Below are 14800 nucleotides of genomic sequence, written 5' to 3'. Positions count from 1 at the left end.
ACATCGTCAATGCCCTCTTCTGCGGCGCCACTTCTCATTAGTGTCGGACCGTCGACCAGTGCGGTCGAGCAGAGGCCGTCCCCGCCACGATCGAGGAGCAGCAGATGACCCCAGCAGCGGTTCCAGCGGATGCGGGATCCGAGCCCGCATCCCATGACCACTCGCTATGAACGTGTGCGTCTGCCGTCAGAGTCATACCGCACACCATAGCGAGGCGGACACCAGACGCCGAGACCAACCCCTTACGCCTGACGTTTACGGCGCATTCTGCCGCCGTCAGCAACGCGGTCGCTGGAAACGATCGTGTATGGCGACCAGGCCGACGATGACCATCAAGTGCGCGACACGCTGAAACGTGACCCGCCGAAAGGGACTGCTGCAGGATCCGTTGACACGGGTTTGGTGGTGATCATGCCGCAAGCGCGGCGTTCTGGGCGGTGAAGGCGAGCTCGTACTCCACGGGGGTGAGTTTGCCGAGGGCGCGCTGGCGTCGGCGCCGGTTGTAGGTGCGTTCGATCCAGAACACGATCGCGTCGTGCAGTTGGTCGCGGGTGGCCCAGCGGCGACGGTTCAGGACGTTCTTTTGCAGCAGTGCGTGCCAGGACTCCATGGCGGCGTTGTCTCCGGCGGAGGCGACCCGTCCCATTGATCCCTGCAGGCCGGCGGCAGCAAGGACGGCCCGAAAGCTGCGCGCTCGAAATTGCGCTCCGCGGTCCGAGTGACCACCACGACGCCGCTCGGGGCGCGACGGGCGACGGCGGTGCGTAGCGCGGCGACGGCGAGCTGGGCGGTCATGCGCTCGTCGATCGCGTAGCCGACGATGCGGTTGGAGAACAGGTCCTTGATCGCGCAGCAGTAGAGCTTGCCCTCGCCGGTGGGGTGCTCGGTGATGTCGGTGACCCAGACCTGGTCCGGCTCGGCCGCGGTGAAGTTGCGTTGGACGTGGTCGTCGTGGACCGCCGGGCCCGGAGTCTTGCCGGTCCCGCGCCTGCCCTTGCGCACGGTCACCGACCACAGCTTCTGCGCCGAGCACAACCGCCAGACCCGCCGCTCGCCGACGTCGTGACCGGCGCGCTCGAGCTCGTCGGCGAGGAACCGGTAGCCGAACTCCGGGTCGTCGCCGTGGGCGTCGATCAACGCGTTGGTCAGGTGAGCGTCTTCCAGGTCGCGGTAACTGACCGGGTTGGCCGCCCAGGCGTAGTAGGCCTGCCTGGAGTGGCCGAGCACCCCGCAGGTCAGCCGCACGGGGATGCCCTCGGCGGCCAGGCCACGGACCAGCGGGTAGCTCATTTTGGGAGCGATCCAGCGGCGAAGTATGCGGCCGCGCGGCGCAGGATCTCGTTCTCCATCTCCAATCGACGCTTCTCCCGGCGCAGCTGGACCAGCTCGTTCTGCTCACTGGTCGTCTGACCATCGGTGACACCGTCGTCGATGTCGGCCTGGCGCACCCAGCGCCTTACCGACTCCACAGAGATGTCGAAGTCGGACGCGACCTCGGCGTGCGTCAGGTCGCCGCGTCGAGCGACCCGCACGACGTCACGCTTGAACTCAGGTGGGAACTTCTTGGGCACAGCGACATCCTTCCAGCAGGACCTCGTCCCGCAGATGGAGTGTCAACCGATCCTGCAGCAGTCCCCTCCACGACAACGCATCATCTACCCTCGTGGTGCGTTGGTGGGTTGAGACCGCCACCGTTTTCGGAGAACGCCGATCTCGCCCTCGCCGAAGGCCGCATGGAGGCGCAGGAGCGTGACGGCTGGTACCGGCTGGCGACCCGCGTACTCGATCGCTTGCCCTCCGCAGGGGACAGCGCGGTGCAGACGGCGATCGGTGAGCTGAAGGAGATCGCGCCGGTGACGTCCGGAGCGTTTGGGGAGTCGACCGGTGTGCGCTCCCCCGAGTGGAACGACGTTCAAGGCGACCTCGGCGACGCGTGCGACGACCTCGGTGCACCGCTGGCGATCACGATGTTCACCGGCGGATGATGCAAGACCAATGCTCAGAGACGTCCACCGATCCGAGCGCGCAGGGCCATAGCGCCTTCACGAGACGCGGGTAGCGTCAAGACGTGCGGAGTCGAAGCGGCAACGGGAACGCGAGCCGTCTGCGTAGCGTCGTGATCCCCGGCCTGTCCCTCCTGGTCTTGACCGCCGCGGCCGCCAGCTTGATAGGGGTTGTGTTCTCCGGTGTCGCGCATCGTGCGACCCCGGTGGCTGAGGATGCGGTGCGGACCGCTCGTGGGGTGACGGAGGCTGACGAGTTGCGCGTGGCGTCGCTCGTCGACCGGGCTGCGAGCTGGCCAGGAGTCGAGACCGTCTCAGGTCCAGAGCGCATTCGCCGCAACTTCATGGAAAGCACGCTCAGCGTTCCTCTGGATGTCGTGATCCGTGACGACGTGTCCAGGGACGACCTGACCACCCTCACGCTGGATCTCTGCAGAGCGTCGCGCGCGGGCCTGGCCTCTCGCGATGCAGTTCGCGCTTCTCTGAGATTCGAATCGGCAGTCGCCGGAGTCACCTGCAGCGCCCCCGCGCACGCCGATGCGATGGGGGCCTTGCTCTACGAGGTGGCGGCTCGAGGAGACGCCGACGAGCTCGAGTGGGTCTCGCTCAGCATCGCCGGAACTGAGGAAGCGTCTCCCCCTCTGGTGCGGATCGGTCTATGGCCCGCCGACCCGGCGAACGGCACCCGACTAGAGACCGAGTGGTCTTCGATGGCGTCAAGGCTTGGCTTCTCACCGGCCGAAGCCGCGGTTCGGGACGATCCGGCACCGCGGACGTCGGCAACTGGGGGCTGATCGTCGCTGACCGCGATCTCCTCCAGGTGTGGCCCAAGTCTCCTTGCCGATCGAGAGCGTGCCGTGCCTTCGTCGCGCCCCCTTGATCGCCGCCGAAGGAGGAATCATCGTCTGGTCGTTTTGATGCCTTGATCTTCCACGTCGACCAGCTGCGCTACGTCGTCGTCGAGCTCAAGATCGGCAAGTTCGACTCAGGACACGTCGGCCAGCTCGGCACCTACGTCGCCCTCGTCGACGACCGGCTGCGCAAACCCGATCGCCACGCCCACACCGTCGGCATCCTCCTCGTCGCCGGCCGCGACGAAGCCATCGTCCGCTACGCCCTCGCCGGCGCACCCGCACCACTCGCCATGGCCAACGACACCTACGACAGCCTGCCTCCCGACGAGCACGCTGCACTTCCCCTGGCCGACGAGCTCACTACGATCCTTGAGCACGACATCGGCGACGAGCCCGCACACGAGACGTAACGCAGGTTCTTGGCGTCGCGCAGGTAGGTCGCGACGGCGTCCATCGCATCCCCGATCCCCCGCAGCGGCGTGAACCAGCCGTCTCGGCTCGTGCCGGGCCACAGGGTGCGGCGTTCGAGGAGCAGCCACCGGTCCGAGCGAGCGTGCTCGTTGCCGCTGTGAAGCCCCTCCTCACAGCGCGCCTAGGCGCACACCGCGTCAGGCGGGCGGCGCCACGGCGTCGACGAACCAGGACGTCAGAGTCGTGGGGTGGGTGATCGCGGTCCCCACGCACACGGCGAACGCACCGCGCGCCATCGCCTCGGCGGCCTGGGCGGGGGTGTGCACGCGACCCTCGACCACGACCGGGAGGGTGCAGGCGGCGACCATCTCGTCGACGAGCGCGAGGTCGGGGCCGTCGGTCCGGGGCCGCTCGCCGGTGTACCCGGAGAGGGTCGTGCCGAGCAGGTCGACGCCCGCGTCCTGGGCGGCGAGCGCGTCGTCGAGCGACCCGCAGTCCGCCATGACGAGCGCGTCGGTCGTCTCGCGCAGGCGCGCGACGGTCTCGGCGAGCGTGAGCCCGTCGGGGCGGGGCCGGCGCGTGCCGTCGAGCGCGACGACGTGCGCGCCCGCGTCCGCGACCGCGACGGCGTGCCGCAGGGTCGGGGTGATGAAGACCCCGCCGTCGCCGTCCTTCCACAGCCCGACGACGGGCACGTCGACCGCCGCGACGACGGCCGCGACGTCGTCCAGGCCCTGCACGCGGACGGCGGCCGCTCCCCCGGCGACGACGGCGCGCGCCATCTGCGCCGTGGTGCGCGGGTCGCGCAGGGGCTCGCCGGGGTAGGCCTGGCAGGACACCGTGAGGCGTCCGCGCATCGCGTCGAGGACGCGCTCGCGCGTCCAGGGGGTCCGGTCGTGCTGCTCCGCGCTCATCGCGCCCCTCCGTCGGTCGTGCGGTCGTCCAGCAGGTTCCACGCGCCGCGCGCCGCGCCGACGACCGCCGCGACGTTCCCGAGCGCGGCGGGCCGCAGCGGCAGGTCGGCGAGCACGTCGACGACCTCCGCGCGCAGCGCGTCCTCGAGCGCGGACCACCACAGGTCGCCCGCGCCGGCCATGCCGCCGCCGACGACGACCACCTCCGGGTCGAGCACGGTGACGACCCCGGCGACGGCGCGGCCCACGGCGCGGGCGGCGTCGCGCACGACCGAGGCCGCGAGCTCGTCGCCCGCGTCGGCCCGGGCGACGACGTCGCGCGTGTCGGGGCTGGTCGCGTCCCCGCCGAGCGCGAGGTAGCGGCGGTGGACGGCCGGGCCCGCCCCGATCGCCTCCAGGTGGCCGGTGCGTCCGCACGGGCAGCGCAGGAGCTCGGCGCCGGGGACGGGCACGTGCCCCAGCTCGCCCGCGACGTGGTGGGCGCCGCGCAGGGGACGCCCGTCGAGCACGACGGCGCCCCCCACCCCGGTCCCGACGGCGACGAGCAGCGCGCTGCGCGCGCCCGCGGCGGCGCCGCGCCACACCTCGCCCGCGGCGTGCGCGTCGACGTCGTTCTCGACGAACACGGGCAGGTCGGGGACCTCAGCGAGGTCGGCGAGCCGGCGGCGCAGGCCACCCGCGACGTCGGTCCCGGGCCAGCCGGGCAGCGTGTCGGTCGCGGAGACGATCACGCCGCGACCGACGTCGACCACGCCGGCCGTGCCGACCCCGAGCGCGCGCAGGCGCGCCGCGCCCGGCAGCGCGGCGACGACCTCGCGCACGACCCCGGCGACGGCGTCGAGCACCGCATCGGGGCCGCCGGCGGCCGGGGTCGGCACGGCGAGCACAGGACCGAGGGTCCCGTCGGCCGCGACGGTCGCCGCGGCCGTCTTGGTGCCGCCGAGGTCGACGCCGACGACGACCGTCGGCGCGGCGGCGTCCGGGGAGGCGTCAGCCACGCAGGAGCCCCGCGGCGCGCGTGATCTCCTCGACCCGCGCGGCGACGTCGTCCGCGAGCGGCTCGACGGGGAACGCGAGTGTCTCGGTCGCGATGAGCCCCTGGCGCTGCGCGGCCACCTTGAACGCCCCGACGCCCGCGGCGTCGCCCGAGCGGCCGCGTGCCTGGAACACGATCTCGAACAGCGCGGCGATACGGTCCTGCTCCACCCGGGCATCGTCCCACTTCCCGGCCTGGGCGAGGTCCCACAGGCGCACGTACCCGCCCGCGTCGACGTTCGCGAGGCCGGGCACGACGCCGTCGGCGCCGAGCAGCAGCATCCCGTCGACCACGACCTCGTGCCCCGTGAAGAGCACGAGGGGCGAGCCGGCCGCCGCGTTGGCGGCGACGAGACGGCGGAACCCGACGTCGTCGCCCGACGAGTCCTTGACACCCGCGAGGACGCCCTCGGTGCCGAGCCGGACGAGGAGGTCCGCGGGCAGCTTCGTCCGCACGCGCACGGGGATGTCGTACGCGAACAGCGGCACGTCCACGGCGGCCGCGACGGCGCGCAGGTGGCGCTCGATCTCGTCGAGGTCGTTGAGCGCGTAGACGGGGGCGGTCGCGACGACCGCGTCCACCCCGCCCGCCACGAGCGCCTTCGCCTGCTCGACGACGCGCGCCGTCGTCAGGTCGATGGCGCCGCCCATGACGGGCACGCGACCGGCGGCAGCGCGCACGACGGTTCGCACGACGACGTCGCGCTGCGCGTCGGTGAGGTAGGCGACCTCGCCGGTCGACCCGAGCACGAACAGGCCGTGCACGCCCTCGGTGACGAGGTGGTCCACGAGACGCTCGAGGGACGCGACGTCGACCTCGCCCTCGGTCGTGAGCGGGGTGAGGACGGGCGGGACGATCCCGCGGAAGGGGGTGGTCACGAGGAGCTCCGGTTCTGGGTTCAGCGGTGTGGTGGTCGGGGTGGTGCCCGGCGTCGGGCAGGGCGCGCCGGCGCTCACAGGAGCGCGGGCGCCGCGCCGAGCAGGGTGCGGGTGTAGTCGTCCTGGGGGTCGTCGAGCACGCGCGCGGCGGGGCCGGACTCGACGATGCGGCCGCCCTGCATGACGACGATCTCGTCGGAGACGTGGCGCACCGTCTGGATGTCGTGCGAGATGAAGACCATCCCCAGGTCGAGCTCGGCCTTGAGGTCGGCGAGCAGGTTGAGGATCTGGGCCCGCACGGACACGTCGAGCGCGGACGTGGGCTCGTCGGCGACGATCACGTCCGGCGCGAGCGCGAGGGCGCGCGCGATGGCGACGCGCTGGCGCTGCCCGCCGGAGAGCTGGCCGGGCAGCGCGTCGAGCGCCGACTCGGGCAGCCCGACGAGGTGCACGAGCTCGCGGACGCGCGCCTCGCGCGACGCGGCGTCGCCGACGCGGTGCACGTCGAGCGGGTCCCGCAGGGCGTCCCGCACGCGCATGCGGGCGTTGAGCGCGGTGGCCGGGTCCTGGAAGACGACGGACACGACCCGCCCGACGTCACGCCGCACGCGCGTCGTGTACTTGTCCACCGGCTGCCCGCGGAAGCGGATCTCGCCGGACGTCGGCGCCTGCAGCCCGACGAGCACCTTCGCCATGGTCGACTTGCCCGAGCCGGACTCGCCGACGATCCCGAGCGTGCTGCCGCGGCGGACCGCGACGCTGACGTCGTTCACGGCGTGCACCCGGTTGGCCTTGAAGAGCGTACCCGTGCGGGCCTTGAAGACGACGTGCACGCCGCGCAGCTCGACGACGGGGGTGTCGCGGTCGGTCGCGGACCCCCGCTCCGCGGCGGTCGGGGTCTGGTCGGTGGCGCTCATCGCGTCCCTCCGGTGGTGATCGGGGCCGGGCCACCGCCCGCGACGGCGCCGACCGGCTCGTCCGGCGGCATCGCGACGAGGTGCTGGCCGCCCGCGTCCACGGCGCGCAGCACGGGCCGCACGTCGAGACCGCGGTCGGGGCGCGACGAGCGCGGCGCGAACCGGTCGCCCGTCGGGAAGTCGCGCGGCGACGGGACGGTGCCGGGGATCTGGTGCAGGCGCGTGGAGCGCTGCTCGATCGAGAGCACCGCGCCGAGCAGGCCCTGCGTGTACTCGTGGCGGGGGTCGGTGAGCAGCTCGCTCGTCGGCGCCTGCTCGACGACCTGGCCCGCGTACATGACCGTGATGCGGTGCGCGATCTGCGCGACGAGCGCGAGGTCGTGGCTGACGAACACCATCGCGAAGCCGAGCTTGACGCGCAGCTCGTCGAGCAGCGCGACCACCTGGGCCTGGACGGTGACGTCGAGCGCCGTCGTCGGCTCGTCCGCGATGACCAGCTTGGGGTCGCGCGTGAGGGCCATGGCGATGAGCACGCGCTGGCGCTGCCCGCCGGAGAGCTCGTGCGGGTAGCTCTTGAGCGTGCGCTCCGGGTCGAGGCCCACGAGCTCGAGGAGCTCCTCGGCCGTGCGGGTCCCGCCGCGGCGCGTGAGCTGCTTCATCTGCGCACGGACGAGCATCGACGGGTTGAGCGAGCTCAGCGCGTCCTGGTAGATCATCGCGATCTCGGTGCCGCGCAGCGCCGCGCGCTCGCGGTTGCCCATCGCGAGCAGGTCCTTGCCGCCGTACCGGATCTCGCCGCTGATCTGCGCGGAGGGGTCCAGCAGGCCCATCACGGCGAGCGACGTGATCGACTTGCCGCAGCCGGACTCGCCGACCAGCGCCATCGTCTCGCCGGGGCGGACCGAGAACGAGACGTCGTCCACGACCGCGACGTCGCCGTGGCGCGGGAACCGGATGGACAGGTTGCGCACCTCGAGCAGGGGCTCGGCGTCGCCGTCGTACACGGGCCGGTCGGTGCGGGCCGACTCGGCCGCGCGCAGCGTGGCGAGACGCGAGGCGAGGGGCACGGCCCGCCCGACGTGCGCGACCTGCGGCTCGACGTCCGGCACGACCGGCTCGGACTCGGCGAGGCGGGCCTCATCCGCCGTCTCGACCGGCTCGTCGGCGTCCATCGCGGTGAGCTCCGCGGCGACGGCCGCGTCGTCGGAGTCGGTCGCGACGGCCTTCGCCGGGGTGGCGCGCGTCGCCCGCGGGGCGGCGACCATGGCGTCCGTCATGCCCTCGGACAGGATGTTGAGGCACAGGACGGTGAGCATGATGGCCAGGCCCGGGAAGAACGTCGCCCACCAGTAGCCGCCCATGACGAGGTCGCGGCCGGCGGCGATGATGTTGCCCCACGAGGGCTCCGGGTCGGGCACGCCCGCCTGGATGAAGGACAGCGACGCCTCGAAGACGATCGCGTCGGCCACGAGCACGGTGGTGAACACCAGCACGGGCGCCGCGCAGTTGCGGGCGACGTGCTTCGCGAGGATCCAGGCCGTGCGCGCGCCCATGACGCGGGTCGCGGCGACGTAGTCCTCGCCGTACTGGTCGAGGATGTTGGCCCGCACGACGCGCGTGAGCTGCGGCGTGTAGAGGAACGCGATCGTCAGCACGAGCACGGGCAGCGAGCGGCCGAAGACCGAGACGAACACGGCGGCCAGCGCGATGCCAGGGAACGACATGATGATGTCGAGCACGCGCATGAGGGTCTCGGAGACGCTCTTGCGGGCCGTCGCGGCGACGGCGCCGAGCACGGCGGCCGCGGCGAGCGCGATGGCGGTGGCCCCGAGGCCGATGACGAGCGAGTACCGCGCGCCGTAGACGACGCGGGAGAAGATGTCGCGCCCCTGGCGGTCGGTGCCGAACCAGTTCTCCGCGCCCGGGGGCTGGACGGGCGTGCCGGTGGCGAGCGGGTCGTGGCTCGCGACGAGCGGCGCGAAGACGGCCGCGAGCGCCACGAGGAGCACGAACGCGAGGGAGATCTTGGACCCGAGGGGCAGCGCGCGCAGGCGCAGCCCGGGGGTCGAGAGTCGTTCGGTGAGCTGTCGGCGCACGTCACACCGTCCTGATCCGCGGGTTGACGAGCACGTAGAGCATGTCGACCACGATGTTGATGAGCACGAACGCGAGCGCCACGGTGAGGGTCACGCCCTGCACGAGGTTGGGCTCGTTGTTGGTGACGCCGTTGAGGATGAGCGTGCCCATGCCGGGCAGCGCGAAGATGATCTCGATGACGACGGCGCCGCCGATGAGGTAGCCGACGCGCAGGCCGAGGACCGTGATCGGGGTGATGAGCGCGTTGCGCAGCACGTTGCGCCCGACGACGACGTGGCGTGGGATGCCCGCGCCGATCGCGGTGCGGACGTAGTCCTTGTCGAGCTCCTCGACGACGGACGTGCGCACGACGCGCGTGAGCTGGCCGACGACGGGGATCGCGAGCGCGAGCGCGGGCAGCGTCATGCGCGCGAGGTAGCCGCCGAGGTCCTCGGACGGGTCGGGCAGGGGGCCGCTCGCGGGCAGCCACCCGGCGCTCAGCGTGACGACCTGGATGAGCAGCACCGCGAGCCAGAACGACGGCGTCGCGAGGGACGCGACGGACACGACGCGGATCGCCTTGTCGGGCCAGCGGTCGCGGTAGAGCGCGGCGAGGATGCCCATGACGAGCGCGGCCACGACGGCGATGACGAGGCCCATGAGCGTGAGCTGCAGGGTGATCGGCAGGGCGCGCGCGACCTCGTCGGCCACGGGCACCCGGCGGGCGCTGAACGTGCCGAGGTCCCCGTGCAGGAGGCCGCCGAGGAACGCGACGTACCGGACGAGGAGCGGGTCGTTGAGCCCGTTGGCCTCGCGGTACGCCTCGCGCGCCTCGACCGAGGCGCCCTCGCCGAGGGCCTGGATCGCGGGGTCGACCTGCGAGAACGACATCACGAGGAACACGAGGAACGTGATGCCGAGGATCATGATCGGCAGCTGCAGGAGGCGGCGTCCGACGAGTCGCAGCAGCGCGCTCATGGTCGACCTCCTGGTGCGTCGGGGGTGCGGTGCATGGTCTGTCCGTTCTGGGTGCCGGGCGGGTACCGGGCCCCTCGCCGGGGCGGGCGAGGGGCCCGGGGTCGGTCGGCGCCGAGGGCTACGCGCCCGCGGCTACTTGACGAGGCCGGCGTCGAGGAACGACAGGCCCGTGATGGGCAGCGGCTTGAAGCCGGAGAGCGTGTCGCCGTCCCACGCGGTCGGCAGCTTGCGGTGCAGCAGCGGGTAGAGCGGCACCTCGGTGGAGATCAGGTCGAACGCCTGGTTCCACAGCTCCTGCTGCTCGTCGCCCGACGTGCGGACGGCGGCGTCGAGGATGCCCTGGAGCTCGGCGAACTTCGGGTCGTCGTTCCAGCGGTAGCGCGACTGCGACCACACGTTGTCGCCGTACCACCAGCGCATGAGCAGGTCGGGGTCGTTGCCGAAGACGGACGGGTCGCCGGGCGCCACCATGACCTGCAGGTCGCCGTTGTCGACCTTGGTGTACTGGCCGCCGGACTGGCCGATGTCGAGCGTCGTGTCGACGCCGATCGCGTCGAGGTTCTCCTTGATGAGCGGCGCGATGTCCGCGACCCAGCCGGTGTCGGTGGTGAGGAGCGTGATGGACAGGTCGCTCACGCCGGCCTCGGCGAGCAGCGACTTCGCCTTCTCCGGGTCGTACGAGTAGACGGTCGACGCCTCGTGGTAGTTCGGGTGGCTCTGCGGCAGGAAGCTCGTGGCCGCGGCACCGTTGCCGAGGAGCCCGTTGTCGATGATCTTGTCCATGTCGAGCGCGTAGAAGAACGCCTGGCGCACGCGGACGTCGTCGAACGGGGGCAGGTCGGTGTTGAACATCATGAAGAGCGTGCCGAACGACTGGACCGACTCGACGTCCACGGCGCCCTCGAGCGTCGGGACGTCGATGTAGGGGACGTCCTCGATCGCGCTGACCGTGCCGGAGCTCATCGCGGTGACGCGCGCCGCGGGGTCGGACAGCAGGTTCCACACGAGACCGGCGGCCAGCGCGGGACGACGGCCGTTGTAGTCGTCGAAGCGCTCGAACGTGATCTTGTCGTCGGGCGTCGCCTGGGTCATCTTGAACGGGCCGGTGCCGACGGGCAGGGCGTTGAACGCCTCGTAGTCGGACTCGACGAGCGCCTTGGGGACGACCTTGACGACCGAGAGACGCTCGGGGACGAGGCTGAACGGGTACTTGAGGTTGATCGAGACCGTGTCGTCGTCGACGGGGGTGACGGACTCGATGAAGTCGATGAAGCCGGCGTAGAGCGACTCGCTCGCCGGGTCGAGCACGCGCTCGAAGCTGAAGACGACGTCGTCGACGGTGACGGGCGTGCCGTCGTGGAAGACCGCGCCCTCGCGGATGTCCACCTCGTAGTGGGTGTCGTCGACCTGCGCCGGGAGGTCGGTGCCGAGCGCCGCGTAGACCTCGCGCGTCGCGGGGTCGAGCTCGGTGAGTCCCTCGAACACGTGCCAGTTCGCGGCTACTGTCACGGCACCGGTGGTGATCATCGGGTCGAACCCACCGGAGAGGGAGTACGAGATGCCCGCCTCGATCACGGCGTCCTGGTCGATCTCGCCCTGGGCGGCGGTGTCCTCGGTCGGGTCGTCCTGCGCGGCGTCGCCACCCGAGCACGCCGCGAGGCCGAGCGCGAGCACGACGCCCGCGGCGACCGCAGCGACTCCCCGGCGACGGGGAGGTGAGCTGACGTGAAGCTTCATTGGTTCTCCTGACATGAGACCGACACTCTTCCGGAGAGAAGATGTCTGATGTCTGACGTTGTGTAGCATGACACTAGGACCAGAAACCGAAGGGGTCAAGATGGCGACACCACGGCGGAGGAGCTTCGCGACGCTCGACGCCTCCAGAGCCGGCAGCACCGGTGCGACCGCACCGCGGCGGACCACCACCGCCGACCGGATCAAGGACTTCATCCTCGGCGAGGGGCTGCGGCCCGGGGACCCGCTCCCCACCGAGGCCGAGCTGTGCGAGCACCTCGGCGTCTCCCGGTCGAGCGTGCGCGAGGCGATCCGCACCCTGTCGACCCTCGACATCGTCGAGGTCCGCCACGGGCACGGCACGTTCGTCGGCAGCATGTCGCTCGACGCGCTCGTCGAGGCGCTCGTCTTCCGCGGCGTCCTCTCCCCCGGCGACGACCTGCGGGCGCTGCGCGACGTCGTCGAGGTGCGCCAGTCCCTCGACCTCGCCATGGCGGAGCGCATCGTCGCGAGCCTCACCGGGACCTCGAACCCCGAGCTGCACGCCCTCGTCGACGAGATGGTCGCCGCGGCGTCGCAGGGCCAGTCGTTCCCCACCCAGGACCGGGCGTTCCACACCGGCCTGCTCGCGCGGCTCGACAACTCGCTCGTCGGGCAGCTCGTCGCCGCGTTCTGGGACGTGCACACCGCCGTGATCCCCAAGCTCGGGCTCTCCGTCGCCGCCGACCTCGACCAGACCGCCCGCGCGCACGGCGCGATGCTCGACGCCGCCGAGGCCGGCGACGTCGACGCGTTCCGGGCCGCCGTCGCCTCGCACTACCAGCCGATCGACCGGGCCCTCGGGGTGACGACCGCGTGAGACCCCAGCACCTCCCAACGGCCGGGCGACCGTCGAGCCGCCGCCCCGTCGGGATCGCCGTCGTAGGCATCGGGGCGTTCGCGCGCGAGCACCTCACGGCCCTCGCGGCGCTCGACGGCGCGGACGTGCGCTGGGTCGTCGGGCACGACCTGGAGCGCACCCGCGCGCTCGCGGCGCTCGTCCCCGGTGCCCGGGCGACGACCGCCCTCGACGAGGCGCTCGCGGACGACGCCGTGCACGCCGTGGACGTCGTCACCGCGACGCCCACGCACGCGCGCGACACGATCGCCGCGGGCGAGGCCGGCAAGCACGTCCAGGTCGAGAAGCCGGCGGCGCTGTCGCTGCCCGAGCTCGACGCGATGGTCGCGGCGACCGAGGGCCGGGGCAGGACGCTCGTCGTCGGGCAGACCGTGCGCTTCCAGCCCGCCGTGACGGCGCTCGCCGCCGCGGCCCGCCGGGGCGAGATCGGCACCCCGCGGCTCGCGCACATCTCCTGGTACACGGGACACGCGTGGCCCGCCGGGTGGCGCGGCTGGCAGCTCGACCCGGAGCTCTCGGGCGGGCACCCCGTGCACAACGGCACCCACATCATGGACGCCGCGACGTGGCTGCTCGACGACGAGCCGGTCGAGGTCTTCGCGCGCGGCTTCCGCACGTTCTCGCCCGACATGGAGTCGCCCGACTCGTTCCACGTGCAGCTCCGCACGGCGTCGGGCGCGCTCGCGACGCTCGAGCTCTGCTACGCGCTGCGCCGCCGCGGCGAGCTCGTGCGCCGGGTCGTGCTCGTGGGGACCGAGGGGACGCTCGCGCACTCGACCACCGAGGAGGACGGCCTGCACTCCGACGCCACGACCGCCCCGCCCGTCTCCGTCGAGGGCGCGCTGGGGATCCAGCTCGCGCACTGGCTCGACGTGGTGCGCGGCGACGCGACGCCCGTCGTCACGACGCCGCAGGTGCGGGCCGCGCTCGCGACCGCGCTCGCCGCGCAGCGCTCGCTCGTCTCCGGGCGGCGCGAGCGCGTCGCCGACGTCCCCGGCTACGCGACCGCGGGGGTGGCCGCATGAGCACGACCCTGCGCGTCGCGTTCGCGTCGGCCGTGCGCCACGCGGCCGACTACCTGCGGATCCTCGGCGCCGACGACCGCGTCGAGCTCGTCGGCGTCGTCGAGGAGGCGGACGCGCCCGGCTGGGCGCGCGACGACTCGCGTGCCGTCGCCGAGCGTGCCGGGGTGCCCTACGCCGAGGTCGCCGACGTGGCCGCGGTCGCGGAGGCCCTGGGCAGCGCGGTCGACCTCGTCGTCGTGTGCGCCGAGCCGACCCGGCACGCGCGCCTGGCAGCGGCGCTGCTGGAGGCGGGCCTCGACGTGCTCGTCGACAAGCCCGTCGCGACGACCCTCGCCGACGCCGACCACCTCGTCGCCGTCGCCGCCCGCACGGGGCGGACGTGCGCCGTCGTGAACCGCACGCACGCGCCCGCGCTGCGCCGCCTGCGCGCGTGGGTCGACGCCGGCCACGTGGGCCTGCCGCGCCACCTGGACCTCGAGTTCCTCGCGTCCGGCGCCCACTTCGCGACGTCGGTCGAGCGCCCGGGCCTCGTCGTCGACCGCACGCTCTCCGGGGGTGGCGAGCTGCTGAACTTCCTCGGCTACTGCGCCGACGCGGCGCACCACCTCACCGGGCTGCGCACCGTCGAGGTGCACGCGTTCGCGGGGTCGCTGTTCCTGGAGCCGCACCGCGAGGCCGGGGTCGAGGACACGGCGGTCGTCACGCTCGAGCTGGAGCGCGGCGTGACCGCGACGATCACCCTCGGGCGCGTCCCGTTCGCGCCCGGCGGGACGCCCACCACGTCGTCGGTGCGGCTGCTCGGGTCGCACGGCCACGCCGTCGCGGACGACGACACCCCGGCCGTCGCGCGGTTCGGCGCGGACGGTCGGACGACGATCGCCGCCGACGCGGGCCAGGTCGCCGCGGCGGCGTACCTGCGGCACGTGGTCGGGGCGGTGCTGGCCGGCGGACGGCCGGACTACGGGATCGAGGAGGCGCGCGCGTCGCTCGCCGTGATCGACGCGGCCTACCGCTCGCTCGAGACGCGCGACGTGGTCGCGGTGGAGCACCGGACGGTGCCCGAGGAGGCGAGGGTC

General features: G+C 72.6%; 13 protein-coding genes and 1 pseudogene. 6 read left to right on the top strand and 8 right to left on the bottom strand.

Features of this window, described 5'->3' with window-relative positions; translation table 11 throughout:
• Nucleotides 1-409: 409 nt before the first annotated feature.
• Nucleotides 410-1571 (bottom strand): annotated as a pseudogene (locus ACPCUX_RS13470) (IS3 family transposase).
• Between the two features lie 162 nt (nt 1572-1733).
• On the opposite strand from ACPCUX_RS13470, the gene ACPCUX_RS13465 reads away from it, so the two are divergent.
• From ACPCUX_RS13465 to ACPCUX_RS13455, 3 genes are all read left to right on the top strand, one after another.
• Complete coding sequence (locus tag ACPCUX_RS13465; RefSeq protein ID WP_114553983.1) at nt 1734-1985, top strand: hypothetical protein; 252 nt, start codon at nt 1734-1736, stop codon at nt 1983-1985.
• 131 nt (nt 1986-2116) lie between these two features.
• Nucleotides 2117-2797 (top strand): hypothetical protein, encoded by a 681-nt coding sequence (locus ACPCUX_RS13460; RefSeq protein WP_171467205.1) that lies wholly within the window; start codon nt 2117-2119, stop codon nt 2795-2797.
• 128 nt (nt 2798-2925) lie between these two features.
• Nucleotides 2926-3267, top strand: a complete 342-nt coding sequence (locus ACPCUX_RS13455) for a PDDEXK nuclease domain-containing protein (protein WP_114553981.1) — start codon at nt 2926-2928, stop codon at nt 3265-3267.
• A gap of 198 nt (nt 3268-3465) precedes the next feature.
• Here the strand turns inward: ACPCUX_RS13455 and ACPCUX_RS13450 are convergent, their stop codons facing one another.
• From ACPCUX_RS13450 to ACPCUX_RS13420, 7 genes are all read right to left on the bottom strand, one after another.
• A complete protein-coding gene (locus tag ACPCUX_RS13450) occupies nt 3466-4182 on the bottom strand; it encodes an N-acetylmannosamine-6-phosphate 2-epimerase (protein ID WP_251177388.1) in 717 nt (238 codons plus the stop codon).
• Nucleotides 4179-5180 carry an ROK family protein gene (locus ACPCUX_RS13445; protein WP_423388966.1) on the bottom strand — a complete coding sequence of 334 codons (1002 nt, stop codon included), beginning with the start codon at nt 5178-5180 and terminating at the stop codon, nt 4179-4181. The genes ACPCUX_RS13450 and ACPCUX_RS13445 overlap by 4 nt, the downstream gene beginning before the upstream one ends.
• Nucleotides 5173-6096 (bottom strand): dihydrodipicolinate synthase family protein, encoded by a 924-nt coding sequence (locus ACPCUX_RS13440; protein WP_391513432.1) that lies wholly within the window; start codon nt 6094-6096, stop codon nt 5173-5175. Before ACPCUX_RS13440 ends, ACPCUX_RS13445 begins: the two co-directional genes overlap by 8 nt.
• Nucleotides 6097-6170: 74 nt before the next feature.
• The gene (locus tag ACPCUX_RS13435; RefSeq protein ID WP_051027941.1) at nt 6171-7013 is read right to left on the bottom strand and encodes an ABC transporter ATP-binding protein; all 843 of its coding nucleotides are present in this window, start codon (nt 7011-7013) and stop codon (nt 6171-6173) included.
• The gene (locus ACPCUX_RS13430; RefSeq protein WP_423388965.1) at nt 7010-9109 is read right to left on the bottom strand and encodes an oligopeptide/dipeptide ABC transporter ATP-binding protein; all 2100 of its coding nucleotides are present in this window, start codon (nt 9107-9109) and stop codon (nt 7010-7012) included. The genes ACPCUX_RS13435 and ACPCUX_RS13430 overlap by 4 nt, the downstream gene beginning before the upstream one ends.
• 1 nt (nt 9110) lies before the next feature.
• A complete protein-coding gene (locus ACPCUX_RS13425) occupies nt 9111-10067 on the bottom strand; it encodes an ABC transporter permease (protein WP_423388964.1) in 957 nt (318 codons plus the stop codon).
• Nucleotides 10068-10199: 132 nt separating this feature from the next.
• A complete protein-coding gene (locus ACPCUX_RS13420) occupies nt 10200-11804 on the bottom strand; it encodes an ABC transporter substrate-binding protein (RefSeq protein WP_423388963.1) in 1605 nt (534 codons plus the stop codon).
• Between the two features lie 100 nt (nt 11805-11904).
• Here ACPCUX_RS13420 and ACPCUX_RS13415 point away from each other — a divergent pair, with 100 nt between their 5' ends.
• From ACPCUX_RS13415 to ACPCUX_RS13405, 3 genes are all read left to right on the top strand, one after another.
• On the top strand, nt 11905-12660 hold the full coding sequence (locus ACPCUX_RS13415; protein WP_021481961.1) for a FadR/GntR family transcriptional regulator: 756 nt from the start codon (nt 11905-11907) through the stop codon (nt 12658-12660).
• The gene (locus tag ACPCUX_RS13410; RefSeq protein ID WP_423388962.1) at nt 12657-13724 is read left to right on the top strand and encodes a Gfo/Idh/MocA family protein; all 1068 of its coding nucleotides are present in this window, start codon (nt 12657-12659) and stop codon (nt 13722-13724) included. Before ACPCUX_RS13415 ends, ACPCUX_RS13410 begins: the two co-directional genes overlap by 4 nt.
• Nucleotides 13721-14800 (top strand): Gfo/Idh/MocA family protein (locus ACPCUX_RS13405; protein WP_423388961.1); only part of this gene is annotated, 1080 nt, incomplete at its 3' end. The genes ACPCUX_RS13410 and ACPCUX_RS13405, both read left to right, overlap by 4 nt.

The organism is Cellulosimicrobium sp. AB352 (assembly GCF_049538415.1).
GTDB lineage: Bacteria > Actinomycetota > Actinomycetes > Actinomycetales > Cellulomonadaceae > Cellulosimicrobium > Cellulosimicrobium funkei.
Note: the sequence above shows the minus strand (reverse complement) of the source record. Positions and strands in the feature narration are given on the sequence as shown.